This window comes from Bradyrhizobium jicamae, from assembly GCF_001440395.1.
GTDB classification, from domain to species: Bacteria; Pseudomonadota; Alphaproteobacteria; order Rhizobiales; family Xanthobacteraceae; genus Bradyrhizobium; species Bradyrhizobium jicamae.
Window position 1 is genome coordinate 63,811 of the sequence record NZ_LLXZ01000127.1, and the last position, 17,129, is coordinate 80,939.

Genomic DNA, 17,129 nt, shown 5'->3' on the forward strand with positions numbered 1-17,129 from the left:
AATTTGAATCAATTGCAGTTGTTTCAAATTTTAGTCGAATTCGATTCAAGTATAGATCGAATTCGCCGCGCCTTTTACTAGTATTCGCGTCAAATGTACTTGCCTGACTTAGCGGCGGCGCAAATTCTTTGTGCGAAACGTGGTCCCAACAAGAAACGGGGGTCACGATGTTGTTCAGGGGACAGGGGAAAGGGCTGGCGGTCATCGCCATCCTGTTAGGGATAAACGCTTCGATGAGCGTCTCGGCGAAGGCCGGCGACGCCCTCTACGCCAGCCTGGGCGAGACCGCGCGTTCGCCGATCGGCTGGGTCGAATTCTGCGCCGACAACGCCGGCGAATGCCGCGGCGGCACGTCCCAGCCGCGCGACATCGTGATGTCGCAGACGGCGTGGCGCGATCTGCTGCGGGTCAACAAGTGGGTCAACGAGACCATCAAGCCGATCACCGACATGGATCATTGGGGTGTGATCGAAAAGTGGTCGTTGCCGACGGACGGTTACGGTGACTGCGAGGACTATGTGCTTCTGAAGCGCAAGATGCTGATCGACGCCGGATGGCCGCGCGAGGCGCTGCTGATCACGGTGGTGCGCGACAAGAAGGGCGAAGGCCACGCGGTGCTGACGGTGAAGAGCGACAAGGGCGAGTTCGTTCTCGACAATCAGAACGAAAACGTCCTGGCCTGGACCGAGACCGGATACCGCTTCGTCAAGCGTCAGTCGCAGAGCGACCCGAACGTGTGGGTCTCGCTCGGTGACAGCCGCCCGGCGGTCGCCACCGCCTCGTCACGCGATCGATAACGAACAAGGATTTACGAACCCGCGACCCGGTCACATCCCCACCCCTCCCCGTCCCAGACCGGTTCGCGCGCGGCCAGGCTTCCCCCAAAGCCTGGCCGCAACTTTTTTGGGCCCGCTAGCACCGGACTCGCGACGGGCGGGCCAATCAATGCCCGCGGAATGACGAATTTGATGGGCGCAGCGGCGTTCCGGAGGGCCCTCAAGGAGGCGGAGGCCGCGGCTAAGGGCTATAAGGCCGGCCGATTGGGTTTTCACTCACCGCCCGGGTGTCCCCGACCGATCGGTCTTGTGGCATTTTTCAACCAAGCAGCTTACTCTTTTCAATTCTTGGTAGAAGCGTATATTGACGATGGTTGATCCAAGGGACCTTTCATGTTCGGATCAAACCCCACCCGCCAATGGTCGGCGGTATTGCGGTCGGAATAGGGGCCTACGGCAGTCTCATCAGACACGTTCATCGGCGAGGCTCTTGCTCGACCCGCGAAAGGAGAAGGACTGTTTGTCCACTTGCACTTAGCGGCATCGGAGTTCGTATAGAAATTTAGACACCCTCATTAATAGCATCTCGAATTTCGTCGAATGGAAACGCCCTCAGCTTTCCCCATTTCACATGCGGAAGTCGCGCTCATGAAGTCCGAAACGCACTATCCGGTTTGAGGATCGGGGAACGTTGAGAGATCGCGTGATTGCGCTTTGACGTCTAGGCTACCGATGAATCTCAACTAGAAGACTACGCGACCGAGAATCTTCTGGAGGAGACGATGATCATGTCCATGAGCGTCGGTTTTTTCGTTGAATCCCTCGATCAGTGTGCCCTGCCATGACCTTGTGTCCCGTTTGCTCGGCCCGCGTTGCTCGCAAGCACAAGTACTGCCCGCAATGCAGCGCCAGTCTCAACGGCGCCGCCGACAGGCCTTCGCCTTCTCCGCTCCCGCCTCCCAGCGGACCGGCTCGCGGTGCGCCACCCGTTCGACGACAGCATCGCGCCAAGTTGCAGACGGCGCAGATGTTGACCGAGAACAAACAGGTGAGCGTCCTGTTCGTCGATCTTTGCAACTCGACCTCACTGTTGCAGCATGTGGACCCGGAGGAGGCACGGGACTATCTCGGCAAGGCGCTGGACCATCTCGTCGACGCGGTCGAAACCTTTGGCGGCACCATCAGCCAGTTGCTCGGGGACGGTCTTGTTGCATTGTTCGGAGCCCCCTTGGCACAGGAAGATCACGCCCTGCGAGCTTGCATGGCTGCTCTCAAGATGCAGAGGGCAACCCTACCCGGTCACGAAGCTCGTGGCATTGCCAGTCCCACGTTCCGCATCGGCGTCAACTCCGGTGAGGTGCTGGTAGGCATTGTCGGACAGTACCAGTGGTCGCACTACGGAGCGGACGGCAAGACTATCCACATTGCATCGAGGCTGGAGAAGATGGCGCCCCCAGGGGGCATATTGATCAGCGCTTCGACGCAGCGCTTGGTAGCGCGGCAGATCGACACGCGGCCGGTCGGGGCGCGCGCCGTGCGTGGATTGACCGAGCGGATCGAACTCCACGAAATCATGGTCGAGACGGAAAGCTCGGCGGCCGCGCCTTTGACGAGAAAGCAGCGATGGGCGCCTCTCGTCGGACGCGAAGATTCATTGCAGGTGCTGGAGGCGGCCGTCGGTACCTCTCGAAAAGGCACAATGTGCATGATCGGGCTACGGGGCGATGCCGGGATCGGGAAATCCCGTTTGATCGCCGATTGGACAGGCGTTCTCCTGAGCCAGGGCTTGGACGTATGCATTACCCAGGCCTGGGGGTATGCCAGCACGAGAGCTTACAGCACCGCCGCTGACCTGATCGCAAGCATGGTGGGCCTGCCTCGCACTGGCGTGACCGAAGCGAAGCAAATGGCAATGCAGGCCCTGGTGTCGAAGTGGCCTGCCGACGGCGCAGAACATCTGGCAGCGGTGAGTGATCTGCTCGGACTGGCCGCGCCGACAAAAGCATGGCTGGCATTGAATCCGGCACAAAGGCGACGTCGGATTGGCGAGGCCCTGCTGTGGCTCGTACGCAGGCGTCTGCAGGCGGGTCCCTTCGTGCTGGTGCTCGAGGATGTCTTCCTGGCCGATCGCGAGAGCCATCGGATGTTCGAGGCCTTGCTTCCCAAGCTCCAGGGGCTGCCGGTCTTGATTTGTGTCAGTTATCGGCCGAATTTCGAACACCAATGGAAACAGGCTGCGTGGTTCGCGGAGCACGTAGTGGGGCCGCTGCGGGACAGTGAGATGCTCGCTCTCGCGCGAGCCTTGCTTGGCGATGATCCTTCCGTGCATGGCGTCAGGAGCGAACTGGTCCGTCGCGCCGACGGCAATCCCTTCTTCCTGGAGCAGCTCGTCATCACGCTGATCGATGACGGATCACTCGAAGGTATCCCGGGCGCGTATCGTTTGCAGAAGCCGCTGGGAGAGTTGCGGGTCCCGGGCTCCATCGCGGCCGTGATCAGTGCGCGTGTCGACAGGCTGCCTGACGCCGCGAAGTCGGCGCTGGAGGCCGCCAGCGTTCTGGGCGACCCCATCACGCGAGAATTGATCGCCGCCATGCAGGGGGTAGATCTTGCGCGTGCGGAAGAATTGCTGGTCCTTTGCCTCTCATCCGGGTTGCTGACGACACCCGATCAGGAGCGTAGTTCACTTGAGTCGCGCGCGTTCGCGTTCCGGCACGCGCTGGTGCGGGATGTCGTGCTGGGAACCCTCACCCGCGGCCGCCTCAAGGCGTTGCATCGACTTGCCTTCCTGGCCTTGCATTCGCAGCCAGGTGCTGGCGACGCGGATGCTGCGCCAGCGCTCGCTCATCACGCCTTCAAGGGTGAGGAATGGGAGCATGCGGCAAGATTCGCGGTCAAGTCGATGGCGCGCGCCATCTCGCGCTCAGCCAATCAGGAGGCCCTGCAACTATTCGAGATGGGCATTGAAGCGTCCCGCCATGCCGATAGCGAGTCCGCTGCACAGGCCCTGGAACTCGCGCTTCGACTGGAAGCGATCGGCGCAATGATGGCTCTCGGACACATCGACGAAATCTTCAAGAACATGGAACGCGCCGAAACCATCGCGGCGCAACTGAACGACCAACGCGCACGTGCATCGGTTTCGAACCAGACGGCGGTGTTTCTCTGGATGCGCGGGCGATTCAGCCAAAGTCTGCAGCACGCTTCACGGGGCCTGGACGCGGCTCGCCTTGCGCAACGGCGCCACATGATGATGGGAGCGCATCAGACACGCCTCATGAACTTTCACGCGCTCGGGCGGTATTCCGAGGCAGCCGCGGAAGGCCGCGTCCTGCTCGCCGACCACGGGCCCGAGTTGGCTGAGCACTATGTCCAACCCGGATGGGCTGCCATCCCCATCATCAACTTGTACTCCTTCCATGCCAGCACGCTGTGGCGCCTTGGTGATTACGAAGCCGGGGAAGAGGTCTGCGCCCTGGCCTATGAGATTCTGTCCAAGGTCAACCACCCGTACTCACGTCTGTTGATCGACCTCGTCCAAGGGCAGATCTGGATCGAGAAAGAGGAGCTCGACAAGGCGGAGGCCTTGATGCGCGAGGCCGTGCAGCAATGCATGACGCACAACGTGCCCACCATGCTTGGTGTTTCCACCGGGGCGCTGGGTAGTGCGCTTGCGCGCAACGGCAAGGCGTCCGAGGCTGCGTCCCTGCTCGAAAAGGGTTTTGCTGACCGCATCTGCGATGCAGCCGGCCCCTACGCCCAGATCTTCATGCGCGTCGGCCTCGGTGTCGCCTATCGCAACCTTGGAAGGCTGGAAGATGCGATCCGCGTCGGACGCAGGGCCGTCGACCAGGCCGGCGAGGAGTACGGACACAGGACCGAAGCCCTTTTCGAACTGGCCGAGACGCTGCGCTGTGCCGGCAATGCATCGGATGCGGAGGATTGCTTCATCGAAACCTACGAGGCGGCGCGGCGTCTGGGAATGCCCTATTACCAGAGGCGCGCGGCAGCAGCAGTCGCGCATCGCCGCGACGATCGGCATCGAGCATGAAAGTCCCCGCACCCAAACCCGATGCTTTGCCGCCGGGCATACGCCGCTTCTCTTATGGTCTGTTCTGCTGGCTGAATCGTAACATCATCGTCTTGCGCGGCCTTGGCGCAATTTTTCGACGCTTTCCTTTCGTGGGCGGGTGGTTCGGTGTGGCGGCGCGCGCCAGCGCCGTCACAGGCGTGCTGACAAGACCGCAAAGCTTTTCGAACACTGCACACGCGCCCAACCTGGCATCCGGCGAATATCTGATCGGCATGGATCCCGGCTCCACCTACACTGCCGACAAGGTCGTGCTCGACGCGCGGCTGGCCGCACTGGCGCCGACGCTGCCGGCCGCCGCCGATCAGGAAGTCAAACGACTTGTCGCGCATCTGAGAAAGCAAGGGACCAACAAACCGTTCGATCTCATTGAGGATTACCTGATGTGGATCGTGTTTCGCGCCATGTATCCGCTGTTCGACTCGGCCACCGACAGGGTGGCGGCGGGCGCGCATGGCGCCGTCAACGATCCCGGACTACAACGGCAATATCTCATGGAGATCCGCTATGTCGCGGGGCAATTGCTGGCCGGCAGTTCAGCAACATTGCGGGTCCAGCGAAGGGCGGAGCTTTGTGCGGATGCGCTACGTGCCCGTATCTCTGGCGTAAGCGATGACATTCGACAAGCGTGGCAAGTACCGGCTTCCCTCAAATTCATTGAGCGAAACGCGGTGGGACTAGCCTGGATTTCGCATCCGGTGACGGTGCAATCGGGAGCCCTGATCGTACAGGAGCTTCTGCGACGCCCCGAGGCTCACAAGGCTCTGCGGGCCGAAGCCCAGCGGCTCGGGACTCCCGCAGTCTGGCAGGACGCCAACTTCCGCGACAGGGTGCGGGACCATGTGCTCGAACTCATGCGCTTCCGGCCGATTTTTCCGCTGCTGGCGCGCGACGTGCCCCGCGATACGGAATTCGAGACGGGCGGGCGACGGAACGCGCCGTGCTCCGGCGGTGGAAGGATGACGGTTTTGTCGATCGCGGCCATGTTTGATCCGCACGCAGTCCGCCACAGCCGGCAGTTCTGTCCCTCGCGCAATTGGGGCAATCAGCAGAGCCTGCGGTGGCTGATGTTCGGTTACGGCACCCGGCAATGTCCTGCCAAGGATTACGCGGTCGATATTTTGACCAGTGCCCTGATCGGCTTGCTCATCTTGCCTGAATTGCAGCTGGCGGGCCGCAAGCGCAAGGCCATCACGTACGACGGCGCGCTGATGTCAGGCATGCGCGTACGCTTCACCTCGCCGGCGGGAAAGGACAGAGATGCTTAAGATGGTCCGGCAGCAACTGATCTGCATCATTGCGCCGCGCTGGAGCGACGTCATCGACTTTTCGGATTCAGGGGACTTATACCCCGCGTTGGAGGCTCTCTTCAGAGATGTCGAGGTGGTTCAGTTCGCCTCTATCGCGCTGTTGCCAGCACGGGCAGATTCGCCGGACCAGCGGCCGTCATTGATGCTCGAGCTTGCTGTCGAGGAAGGCATCAATCCGCGCGACATGCTGTACCGGCTCGTCAATCATCCGCGCGGCGCGATGTGGTCGCTCTTCAGGTCGTACTGGCCCGAAGGCGGTCCTGCCCTCGAGAGCGAGTGCAACAGGCAATTGCTCGACAGACTGATGGAGTGGCTCAGCATCGCCGCGGGCGGCTTCATCGGCGCCCGCGACCGAACGGCCCGGCAGATCCAAAAGGAGCAGGACCTCCTTAAATGGACACGACGCGAGGCGCGTGCCCTGAAGGCGGCGAACCAACACGGTGCGGACCGCGCGTCGTTCGCGCTCGCGCTCGCCCGGCGGGCATACCAGGATCCGCAGTTCGAATGGGCGCTCGAGCCGGCGCCGCGATCCTATTGGCGTGGGAGCGGTGCGAGTATTTCCGCGAAGGTCGGCTATGTGCTGGTGGTGTTCTGCTTGTGGCTGGCTGCGGTCTGGCTGGCGGGTGCGCTGCTCTGGGGCCCCGTCTGCATTGGCGCCTGGTTCCTCGGCGCTCCGTGCTCCGCCGCACATTCCGTGCTGGACGCGAGTTACTGGGTGCAAAACGCGAGTATCCGGGCGGCGCTTGCCTTGATCGCGCTCGGACTATTGTATTGGTTTTTCCTGACCGCGCTGCCGGCACTGTCTAACCGATGGAGGAACAGGCTGGACAATGTCTACCGCGAACTCGACCGGCCGACGCGGACGCAGTCATCGTCGCACACCTATGTGCTCTCCTGGATCTTCGGCGTGCCGCTGGTCTTGGCACTCTTGGCGTGCGCGTTGGTCTTGACCTTCTGGCCCGGCGCTATCTTGAGCGCGGCTTTTGCATTGAAGGTGCTCGTCGTCACCGGCGTGCTCGCGATCGCCGCGCTGATCTGCGTCGCCGTTGACCGGAGCGATCGGCCGCCCGAAGACGACGTGCCTCGTGCCCAACAGGTTCATCCGTCGATCGACACCTGCGAAGCGCTCCTGGCCAAGGACAGAGTCGCACACATGGTCAGCCTGACGGATATCCGTAGTCCGAACGGCTGGAGTGCCTGGTGGATCCGGCTGTCTCTGCGCATCGTGACGCTGTTTGGACGGGTGTTCTACACCGCGGGGCGTTTAGGAGATGCACCGGGCATCCATTTCGGCCACTGGCACATTATCGAAGGCGGGCGGCGCTATCTGTTCTGCTCGAACTATGACGGCAATTTTGGCGGCTATCTCGATGATTTCATCAATGGCGCGACGGTCGGGACCACGTTGGCCTGGAGATGGACCACGCTCATGCCCCGGCGATCGGCAGACTTCGAACAGCCGGATGTGAAAGAGCCGCGCAGCTTCCCGCCGACGCGATTTTCCATCTTCCGCGGCGTGAAGTGCGAGTTGAAGTTCAAGTCCTACGCTCGCGATAGCATGCTCCCGCATGCGTATCGCTTCGAAGCGTGCAAAGCGACGCTCGACCAGATCGACCTCGCAACCGCCCTTCGAGAGGCCTTGTTCGGCGAACGCAATGACAAGAATGACGACCTGATCATGAGGGCGATCGAAACATGAAGGTGCCGCATCTCTCGGAGCAGTTGGGCGATATTCAGGGTATGATCGGGACCGGATATGGCTGGTTATACAACAGCCGGTTCTGGTTGCTGACGATCATGGACGACCGCGAGGACGATGCCCGAAAGTGGCTCAAAGGATTCGTCGAACGCAAATTGGTCATCAGCGCCAAAGACGTCCAAAAATCGAGAGAGAATCGGATCAAACAGGCTGTAGCGATCGCGTTCAGCTATTCCGGGATGACCAAACTCGGTTTCAAGGAGACCGAAGCGCATCCGTTCCCGAGCCCGTTTCGTAGTGGCATGGGCAGCGACTTGCGCGCTTTGCTATTGAGAGACCGTTACCGGCAATGGCGTTGGTCCGATGACGGCACCGACAGCGTCCCTGTGCATGTCCTGATTGCCGAATGGTCGGAGCGCGACGCCAAGTCCGCGGTTTCGGATATTGACGAGCATGTGTTCGGCATCATCAAGATCGACAACGATCCGTGCGCATTTAAAAAGGTGGAAGGCCTTAAGGAAGAGAGATTGCAGGAGATCTTCGGATTTCGCGATGGCCTTGCACAGCCGGTGATCCGTGGTCTCAGGGTAGAAGAGAGTGACGGGCTCAAACAGGCCATTCGAGATGCCGGCCCCCTGTATGACGATCGCGTCGTCGCGCCCGGAGAGTTCATTCTGGGCTATCGCAACGAGTATGACGAACTCACCTACTGTCCCAACCTGGAGGGGTGGACGGGCGACGCTAAAGATGCTGGCGGTCGCTTCGGCCTCAACGGAAGCTACTTGGCGGTTCGTCAGATCGAACAGAAGGTAGAGGCATTTGAGAAATTCCAAGCCGAAAACGGCGAGGATATCTGCGAAAAGCTGATGGGGCGCCGGAAGACTGGCCTGCCGGTATCGTGGAAAGGCGACCCGAAAGCTTCAGTGTCGGATTCGAAGGCCGATGCATTTCGCTTCCGTGTCGATGACACGAATGGCTTCGATTGTCCCAAGGGATCCCATATCCGCCGGGTAAACCCGAGAGACTCGCTGGGCATCGATGTGAAATCGAGCATCAAGTCGACCAAGCTCCACAGATTGCTGCGCCGTGGCCGACCCTATCTCGAGAAGATCGAGGGCCAACCGCCGCGCAACGGCATCTTCTTCATCGCGTGCAATGCAGATCTCGAGCGACAGTTCGAGTTCATTCACCAGCGTTGGGTGCGCAACCCTAATTTCGCCTGTCTCCACGATCAGGACGATCCGGTCGTGGGATCGTCGACCTCTCCCAAGAAGTTCTCCATGCCGGGACTGGCGAGCGGCGCGGAGGTTTCTCTGAGCGCCTTTACGGAAACGCTGGGAGGTGGCTACTTCTTCCTGCCGGGGATCAAGGCGCTCCAATTCATCGTGAACCACGCCTCGCGCCCGAAAGCCGTGGCGTAGGCCCCGCTTATGCTCTTGAGGCTGGCTGTCCGGCCTCATCCAACGTCCCAAGCTGAGGGGCGGCTTCGAACGTAGGACTTTTTGCGTGGCACGATCAATGTGCGATGATGGGTGCCTCACGGGGAGAATGCACCTTGGCCCACAGCGAGATCGACGCCATCCGCGCATTGCTGGGTTCGAAGCCGCGGCCGGTCGGCTGGTCGGAGCGGCGGCAACGGCTCGACGAGGTCGGATCGACATGGCCGGTGGCGTCTGACGTGAAATGCGAGGCGGTCGATTGCGACGGGGTTGCCGGTGAGTGGTCAATCGTTCCCTGCAGCGAGCCTTCGCGCGTGCTGCTGTATTTCCACGGCGGCGGATACTGCTCCGGCTCGATTGTCAGCCACCGCCGACTGGTGACGGAAGCAGGGCGCGCGGCGGGCACCCGCACCCTTGCGATCGGCTACCGGCTTGCCCCTGAACATCCCTACCCGGCCGCCCATGAAGACGCGCTCGCGGCGTGGCGCTTCCTGCGCAAGCAAGGCATTGCGGCGGCAAGTATCGCCGTCGGTGGCGACAGTGCGGGCGGCAACCTGACGCTCGCTTTGATCAACCACCTGCGCGCGGCCGGCGAGGCATTGCCGGCCTGCGCCTGGCTGGTCTCGCCCTGGACCGATCTCACGATGTCAGGCAGCACGCTGCAGACCAAGGACACCGTCGATCCCTTGATCCACAAGGCCTATCTCGACGAACTCGCGGATGCCTACGCGCCGTCAGGCGTCGACCGGAGGGATCCGCTGATCTCGCCGCTGTTCGCCGATCTCGCGGGCTTGCCGCCGGTCCTGATCCAGGTTGGGTCGGCCGAGACGTTGCTGGCCGATGCCACGCGGCTTGCCGAGGCTGCGGGAGCGGCCGATGTCGATGTGACACTGCAGGTCTGGCCGCACATGATCCACGCCTGGCCGGTCTGGAATGCGAATCTCGCGGACGGCCGGCGCGCATTGGCCCAGGCCGGCCAGTTCATCCGGGCGCATATCCGTTAGCCCAATCCGTTAGCCCAGGCAGCGCACTCCCCACTCCCCTGATCGGGCGGGGTTTTGCCCGGTGTCCCCGCCCCGCCCGGCAAATCCCGGGTTTTAGCGGCAGCATGGCTGTGCTATTTTGGAACTTTGGAATCACGTCCGGATTTGGAGTCGCATGATCGAACTCACGCCCCGGAGTGCCAGCCCCATCGCGCGTTTCGGCGGCCAGCCGATTGCGATCGCCGCTGTGGCCCTCGTCATTGTCGTGCTTGGAGTTAGTTCTATCGCCCTGTGGCGCGCCTATACCGGCAGCGCTCCCGAGACCGATCGCGCCGTCGCAACCCGGCAGTTGCAGGCGCGCACGGCGCAGGCGTCCGAGCAACTGGTTGAAAAGACCAAGGGCCTGGAAGCGACGCAGCAGGAATCGATCGATCAATTGCAGGTGGTGCAGGATCAATTGACGACCGTGCGCCGCCTGGTCGCCGCGCAGCAGGCCGACACCAGGAAGCTTTCCGAGCAGGTCGGAACGCTCACGGAAGCAATCGAAGGCTTACGGCAATCCTTTGCCAGCGTGCAGGCCTCCGAACCCGCCGCATCGCCCGCACCGCGCAAGCGGTCGGTCAAGGCAGCGCCCCGCTCCAGCAGGGCAGCTACCCGCAGCCGGGCCAAGGCGCGCGGCTAACTGGCCGGACCCGCGTTCGGTGACGAGCAGCGCCTCAACCGGTTAACGCGTAACTGACCATGCCTGCACGATCTGAGGCCCCACTTGCAATTGGCCATTTTAAATCCTTATAGCGGGCCGTGACTGCAACGTGCCGCCTCGCGGCCAGGATATTTTCCACCGTTGCATCGCCCCTTGCCGCAACATTTTTGCGCCTTTGTGAACTGGTTCACACATCACCGGTTGAATCCCGGGCATCCTGTAATTCACCGGATGGCGTGAGCCGATTTCAATATCCGGGGCTGGCAAGGTCGTTGACGGTATACTGCGTCGACGGCCTTGTTCTTTTTTGTGCCCGATTTTTGGGCGGTTACCCCCCAAGCGGCTGACATCTCGCAAGCAGGTGATTTGCGTTCGCGCTGGTTTGCAAGCTGAATGCGCCTCCCAAAAAAGGAGAGCCGCCATGAGGGCCGAATCCCTGCCGACCCCGGATATCATCGGACTGACCAGGGTCGCACCATTCTCGCGACGCGGCTTCATGACTGCAACGGCTGCCGTGACGGCTGGCTACACCCTGGCGGCCGGGCCGGTACGCGCTGACGCGATCAAGACCGATACCGGCGGCCTCACGGCCGGAGACGCCATGATCGAGCTCGCCGACGGCGAGATGCCCGGCTATTTCGCGCGGCCGGCCGGCGTCACCAACCCGCCGGTGGTGCTGGTGGCGATGGAGATTTTCGGCCTGCACGAATACATCAAGGACGTGACGCGGCGCCTTGCCAAGCTCGGCGCGTTCGCGGTGGCGCCCGATTACTATTTCCGCAAGGGCGTCGACCTGACGAAGATTACCGAAATCCCGCAGCTTATGCCGATCGTGAATTCGAAACCGGACGCCGAACTATTGTCCGATCTCGACAGCACCGTTGCCTGGGCCAAATCGCAGGGCGGCGACGCTTCGAAACTGGGCATCATCGGCTTCTGCCGCGGCGGACGCACGGTGTGGGAATATGCTGCCCACAGTGGCGCTCTCAAGGCCGGCGCCGCGTTCTACGGTTCGCTGCTCGATCCGCCGAACCCGGTCTGGCCGAAGAGCCCCACCCAGCTCGCAGGCGAGATGAAGGCGCCAGTGCTCGGCCTCTATGGCGAAGCTGACACCGGCATTTCCGTCGCATCGGTGGAGGCCTTCAAGGCGGCTCTGGCGGCAAACAAGAAGACCGCGGAGTTCAAGATCTATCCCGGAGCCCCGCACGGTTTCCACGCCGACTATCGTCCGAGCTATCGAGCGGAAGCGGCCGCGGACGCCTGGAGCCAGATGCAGGCCTGGTTCAGGAAGTACGGGGTGTTGAGCTAGCCTCGAATCCGCCGGCGATGATCAATAGCTGACCGACGCCTGCACCGATACGCGCCAGGACCCGGCCGGCGTATGCAGGCCGTCGGTCAAGGCCCTCGCCGCCAGCAGCTTGGAATTGAAGTTCGCTCCGGCCGCAAAGTCGAAACCGGCGCCAATCGACGACAGCGTGGCGGCGCGCCGGAAGAACAGATCCCGCCCCCAGCCGACATCGGCCAACAGGAACGGTGCCAGCGTGCCCGGCATCCAGGAGGGCATGTTGGGTATCGAAGCGTAGAGCGAATTGCGCAGGATCAGGGCCTGGTCAACGGAGCCGTCTTCGGTCACATAGCCGCGCACGGCCTGGATGCCGCCGAGCCCGATACGATCGGTGTCCGGAAGCGGCTTGGACGACGCCAGCACCGACACCTCCGATTTTAGCGACAAGCCCTTCGGCAGTGGCGTTACGCGGCCATACTCGAGGGTCACGAAATTGGTTTGCGTGTCGGTGACGCGGCCGTTGGTGAAAGCGCTCCAGGCGTTCGAATTGTTACCAGGCAGAACGCCGCCGGGATTGGACTTCAAACGGACATCGAGGGTGTTGGTGCCCAGATTGTCCGACCAGCGCCCGTTCCATCCGACCACCAATTGGGCGACGTCGGCGCTTCCCTCCGCAACCGGCGTACCATCGAAAATGGTCGTGCGCAGCTGCTGCTTGAGTTCGACGCCGCCCAGGAGATCGCCGGTCGTCGCCGGCAGCAGATCGGACAGCGCCGTGCGAACAATCGCCGAGGCCTGGCTGGTTTCGGTCTTGATCCGGAACAGATTGTTCGGCCGCTCATTGGTCAGCACGTGATCGCCCACGACTTCGAGACTCGTGCGCAATCCGAGCGGCGTCAGCAGCCGCCCCGCCTGGCTGACATATCTGGCATCGTCAACCCGGCTGAACAGTCCGTCGTCCATCCAGAAATTCCCGCTGCCGGTGAGCTGATAGGACGCGACGACATCGGGAGACGGCGCCCCGCTGACGCCGACATAATAGCGATTGCGGTCGGTCAGCAGCGTGCCGCTATTGGCATAGCCGGCGTACACCTGCCACGGCTTGCGGTCGGTCACCTGTATATTGACGTCGGTCATGCCGAGATCCTTGCCGGGACCGAACACCGCTTCGACCTGCCGAAACGGATTGCGGTTGGCCCAGTCGAGGTCGGTCTCGAGCTTGCGCGCATCGATTTCCTGTCCGGGGACAAGCCGGATGCGGCTCGGCGGATAGCGCTCGGGTGCCGTCCCCGCCACCTTGATGTTGGCGACCTTGAAGGGGATCACGCGCAGCTGCAGCACGCCGGCCGATACTTCCTGCGGCGGCAGCGTGATTGACACGAATGGCCGCCCGGCATCGCGATAGGCTGCGGCCACGGCCGCCTGCACCTCGGCGATGACCTTGCGGCTGAGCGACTGATCGAGAAACGACGTGAGTCGTTCGCGCAAGCCGGCGGCGTCGATGCCGCTGATCTGCTCCAGATCGATACCCTTCGCGCCGCTTATCGGCTTCGCGCCGCCGTTTGCTCCGATCAGGACGATGGCTTGAACATTCACGCCGAGCGGCGTGGCATCGTCGCTCTTCAGCAGATCGTCGGTGCCGATCTTGATCGCTGGCGCGCGACGCGGCGGCTCCGGCGGCAGATTGCGCTCGACTATTTGCGCCTGCGCGATGCCGCCAGGCGCGACTGCAACAGCGCAGACCACGAGCAGCGCGCAGCGTCTTCCGATTGCTCTCTGATGACGCGCGGATGTTCGCATCCGCCGTGTCTGCGATCTGAAATGTTTGGACAGCGGCGGCATCATGACGACCGGAGCCTGTCAGAGCTTCGCAATGTCGACATGTAAGTTCGCATGAGGCTGCACGCTTCCGACGTTCTGTCGCACACGGCGAACAATGAAAAAGTCAACCAATATGGTTTCTGGATTAATAACGGTTTAAGGTTGAGTTCCACGTGTGACATAACTGTAGCGTGTGCGCAGTTGAGTTGCTGGCGATAGCACCAACCACTGCGTGCAGAAACATGTGGCGCCGCCAGTTGAAGGCCAGACGCCACTTCCGAAAAGGCGAATCTTACAGCGACGCACGCGATGCGCGCAGTCTCACGCAATCAGCGTCAATTGTCGGCAAAGGCTGGCAGGCGATCACGCGTCTGTATCGTATCAACGAATCTCGCGCGCGTGCCGATGCGCCGATTGTTAGGATGAGGAAGCTCGAGGCACTGCCTGGATTTGCAGGCGATCGCGGCAAACGACTGCTCGATGCTCTCGGCCTCACGCATCTCGCCGGGCGGCTGCGGCGCGGGCAGTGTCACCCGTGACTTCACATAGGAGCCGAGTTCTTCGGTCGGTACGCGCGGAGTGATTGCCGGCGTAATCGTGAGATTCGCGCCGACGAAAGTGAAGGCGTAGTTCGTTGAGGCCGCGAGCGTTCCCTGCGTGATGCCGTAGTCTCCGGCGTTGCTCGACGCCGTCGCCGACGTCACGAGCGCACCCGCGAGCGTATCGCCATTGACGAGACCGGCGCCGCCGACCTGATAGGTCAACGCCGGATTGGCGTCGCCATAGGCGCGGCTCTTGGCGTCGGCGGTTACTGTGATCGCGCGCTGGGTGACGGTGAGGCTAGCGCTCGTATAGGTCAGCGCGTAGTTGCCGGAGGATGCGAGCGTGCCTTGCGTGATGCCGTAGTCTCCGGCGTTGCTCGACGCCGTCGCCGACGTCACGAGCGCACCCGAGAGGCTGTCGCCGTTGACGAGGCCCGCGCCGCCGACCTGATACGTCAGTGCCGGATTGGCGTCGCCGTAAGCACGGCTCTTGGCGTCGGCCGTCACCGTGATGGCCCGCTGGGTCACCGTAAGGTTGGCGCCAGAATAGTTCAGCGCGTAATTGCCGGAGGATGCGAGCGTGCCTTGCGTGATGCCGTAGACGCCGACGTTGCTTGCCGTCGTCGCCGCGGTCGCCAGCCCGCCCGACAACATGTCGCCATTGAGAAGGCCGGCGCCGCCGACCTGATAGGTCAGCGTCGGATTGGCGTCGCCATAGGCGCGGCTCTTCGCGTCGGCAGTCACGTTGATGGCGCGCTGGCTCACGGTTAGGTTATTGCTCGTATAGTTCAGCGCATAGTTGCCCGAGGCCGCCAGCGTACCCTGCGTGATGCCATAGACGCCGACATTGCTGGCCGTCGTCGCTGACGTCGCAAGTGCACCCGACAGGCTGTCGCCATTGACGAGGCCCGCGCCGCCGACCTGATACGTCAGTGCCGGATTGGCGTCGCCATAGGCGCGGCTCTTCGCGTCGGCCGTCACGGTGATGGCGCGCTGGGTCACGGTCAGGTTATTGCTCGTATAGTTCAGCACATAGTTGCCCGAGGCCGCCAGCGTACCCTGCGTGATGCCATAGACGCCGACATTGCTGGCCGTCGTCGCTGACGTCGCAAGTGCACCCGACAGGCTGTCGCCATTGACGAGGCCCGCGCCGCCAACCTGATATGTCAGTGCCGGATTGGCGTCGCCATAGGCACGGCTCTTCGCATCGGCCGTCACGGCGATGGCGCGCTGGGTCACCGTCAGGTCGGCGCCAGAGTAGTTCAGTGCATAATTGCCCGAGGCCGCGAGCGTGCCCTGCCCGATGCCGTAGGTGCCGATATTGCTCGCCGTGGTCGCCGACGTTGCCAGCGCGCCCGACAGGGTGTCGCCGTTGACAAGCCCCGCGCCGCTGACCTGATAGGTCAGCGTCGGATTGGCGTCGCCATAGGCGCGGTTCTTCGCATCGGCCGTCACGGTAATGGCGCGCTGGGTCACCGTCAGGTCGGCGCCAGAGTAGTTCAGCGCATAATTGCCCGAAGCCGCGAGCGTGCCCTGCCCGATGCCGTAGACGCCGACGTTGCTTGCCGTCGTCGCCGCGGTCGCCAGCCCGCCCGACAACGTGTCGCCGTTGACCAGGCCAGAACCACCGATCTGATAGGTCAGCGGCGGATTGGCATCACCATAGGCGCGACTCTTCGCATCGGCCGTGACTGTGATGGCGCGCTGGGTGACGGTCAGGTTGTCGCCCGCATAGGTCAGCGCATAATTGCCGGAGGCCGCGAGCGTGCCCTGAGTAATTCCGTACACGCCGACATTGCTGGTTGTCGTCGCTGACGTTGCCAGCGCACCCGACAGGCTGTCGCCATTGACGAGACCAGCGCCACCGACCTGATACGTCAACGTCGGATTGGCGTCGCCATAGGCGCGGCTTTTCGCATCCGCCGTCACCGTGATGGCCCGCTGCGTGACGGTGAGGTTATTGCCCGTATAGGTCAGCGCATAATTGCCCGAGGCGGTCAGCGTCCCCTGCCCGATCCCGTAGGTGCCGACGTTGCTCGACGTCGTCGCCGACGTCGCCAGCCCACCTGACAGGCTGTCGCCATTGATGAGACCAGCGCCACCGACGTGATACGTCAGCGCCGGATTGGCGTCGCCATAGGCGCGGCTTTTCGCATCGGCCGTCACCGTGATGGCACGCTGGGTGACTGTCAGATTGTCGCCCGTATAGGTAAGCGCATAGTTGGCCGAGGCAGCGAGCGTGCCCTGAGTAATTCCGTACACGCCGACATTGCTGGTTGTCGTCGCTGACGTTGCCAGCGCGCCCGACAGGCTGTCGCCATTGACGAGGCCCGCGCCACCGACCTGATAGGTCAGCGCCGGATTGGCGTCGCCATAGGCCCGGCTCTTGGCGTCGGCCGTCACGGTGATGGCCCGCTGGGTTACCGTAAGGTCGGCACCCGTATAGGTCAGCGCATAGTTGCCCGAGGCGGCCAGCGTTCC

General features: G+C 62.5%; 10 protein-coding genes. 8 read left to right on the forward strand and 2 right to left on the reverse strand.

The window, feature by feature from the left end; all coding sequences use genetic code 11:
- Nucleotides 1-167 precede the first annotated feature (167 nt).
- The 8 genes from CQ12_RS21380 (at nt 168) to CQ12_RS21420 (ending at nt 12,309) form a co-directional block, all read left to right on the forward strand.
- A complete protein-coding gene (locus tag CQ12_RS21380; RefSeq protein WP_057837268.1) occupies nt 168-797 on the forward strand; it encodes a transglutaminase-like cysteine peptidase in 630 nt (209 codons plus the stop codon).
- Between the two features lie 1,006 nt (nt 798-1,803).
- Nucleotides 1,804-4,827 carry an ATP-binding protein gene (locus tag CQ12_RS21390; protein WP_245310056.1) on the forward strand — a complete coding sequence of 1,008 codons (3,024 nt, stop codon included), beginning with the start codon at nt 1,804-1,806 and terminating at the stop codon, nt 4,825-4,827.
- Entirely contained in the window at nt 4,824-6,134 is a 1,311-nt protein-coding gene (locus CQ12_RS21395) for a cytochrome P450 (RefSeq protein WP_057837271.1), read from the forward strand. The genes CQ12_RS21390 and CQ12_RS21395 overlap by 4 nt, the downstream gene beginning before the upstream one ends.
- 331 nt (nt 6,135-6,465) lie before the next feature.
- Nucleotides 6,466-7,875, forward strand: coding sequence for a hypothetical protein (locus tag CQ12_RS21400; RefSeq protein WP_245310057.1), 1,410 nt, complete (start codon nt 6,466-6,468; stop codon nt 7,873-7,875).
- Nucleotides 7,872-9,296, forward strand: coding sequence for a Dyp-type peroxidase (locus CQ12_RS21405; protein ID WP_057837273.1), 1,425 nt, complete (start codon nt 7,872-7,874; stop codon nt 9,294-9,296). The genes CQ12_RS21400 and CQ12_RS21405 overlap by 4 nt, the downstream gene beginning before the upstream one ends.
- 134 nt (nt 9,297-9,430) lie before the next feature.
- On the forward strand, nt 9,431-10,318 hold the full coding sequence (locus tag CQ12_RS21410) for an alpha/beta hydrolase (protein WP_157088374.1): 888 nt from the start codon (nt 9,431-9,433) through the stop codon (nt 10,316-10,318).
- Between the two features lie 154 nt (nt 10,319-10,472).
- Nucleotides 10,473-10,979 (forward strand): hypothetical protein, encoded by a 507-nt coding sequence (locus tag CQ12_RS21415; protein WP_057837274.1) that lies wholly within the window; start codon nt 10,473-10,475, stop codon nt 10,977-10,979.
- A 517-nt stretch (nt 10,980-11,496) separates the two neighbouring features.
- The gene (locus tag CQ12_RS21420) at nt 11,497-12,309 is read left to right on the forward strand and encodes a dienelactone hydrolase family protein (RefSeq protein WP_430642252.1); all 813 of its coding nucleotides are present in this window, start codon (nt 11,497-11,499) and stop codon (nt 12,307-12,309) included.
- Between the two features lie 21 nt (nt 12,310-12,330).
- Here the strand turns inward: CQ12_RS21420 and CQ12_RS21425 are convergent, their stop codons facing one another.
- Complete coding sequence (locus CQ12_RS21425) at nt 12,331-14,031, reverse strand: ShlB/FhaC/HecB family hemolysin secretion/activation protein (RefSeq protein WP_198164217.1); 1,701 nt, start codon at nt 14,029-14,031, stop codon at nt 12,331-12,333.
- Between the two features lie 410 nt (nt 14,032-14,441).
- Nucleotides 14,442-17,129, reverse strand: a 2,688-nt coding sequence (locus CQ12_RS45165) for a beta strand repeat-containing protein (protein ID WP_283807393.1), incomplete at its 5' end; no start/stop codon positions are given.

What these genes read in the sequence shown, in the direction of transcription:
- CQ12_RS21395 (WP_057837271.1), top strand. Translation starts at nt 4,824, where the DNA reads ATGAAAGTCCCCGCACCCAAACCCGATGCTTTGCCGCCGGGCATACGC.
- CQ12_RS21405 (WP_057837273.1), top strand. Translation starts at nt 7,872, where the DNA reads ATGAAGGTGCCGCATCTCTCGGAGCAGTTGGGCGATATTCAGGGTATG.
- CQ12_RS21420 (WP_430642252.1), top strand. Translation starts at nt 11,497, where the DNA reads ATGACTGCAACGGCTGCCGTGACGGCTGGCTACACCCTGGCGGCCGGG.
- CQ12_RS21415 (WP_057837274.1), top strand. Translation starts at nt 10,473, where the DNA reads ATGATCGAACTCACGCCCCGGAGTGCCAGCCCCATCGCGCGTTTCGGC.
- CQ12_RS21380 (WP_057837268.1), top strand. Translation starts at nt 168, where the DNA reads ATGTTGTTCAGGGGACAGGGGAAAGGGCTGGCGGTCATCGCCATCCTG.
- CQ12_RS21390 (WP_245310056.1), top strand. Translation starts at nt 1,804, where the DNA reads ATGTTGACCGAGAACAAACAGGTGAGCGTCCTGTTCGTCGATCTTTGC.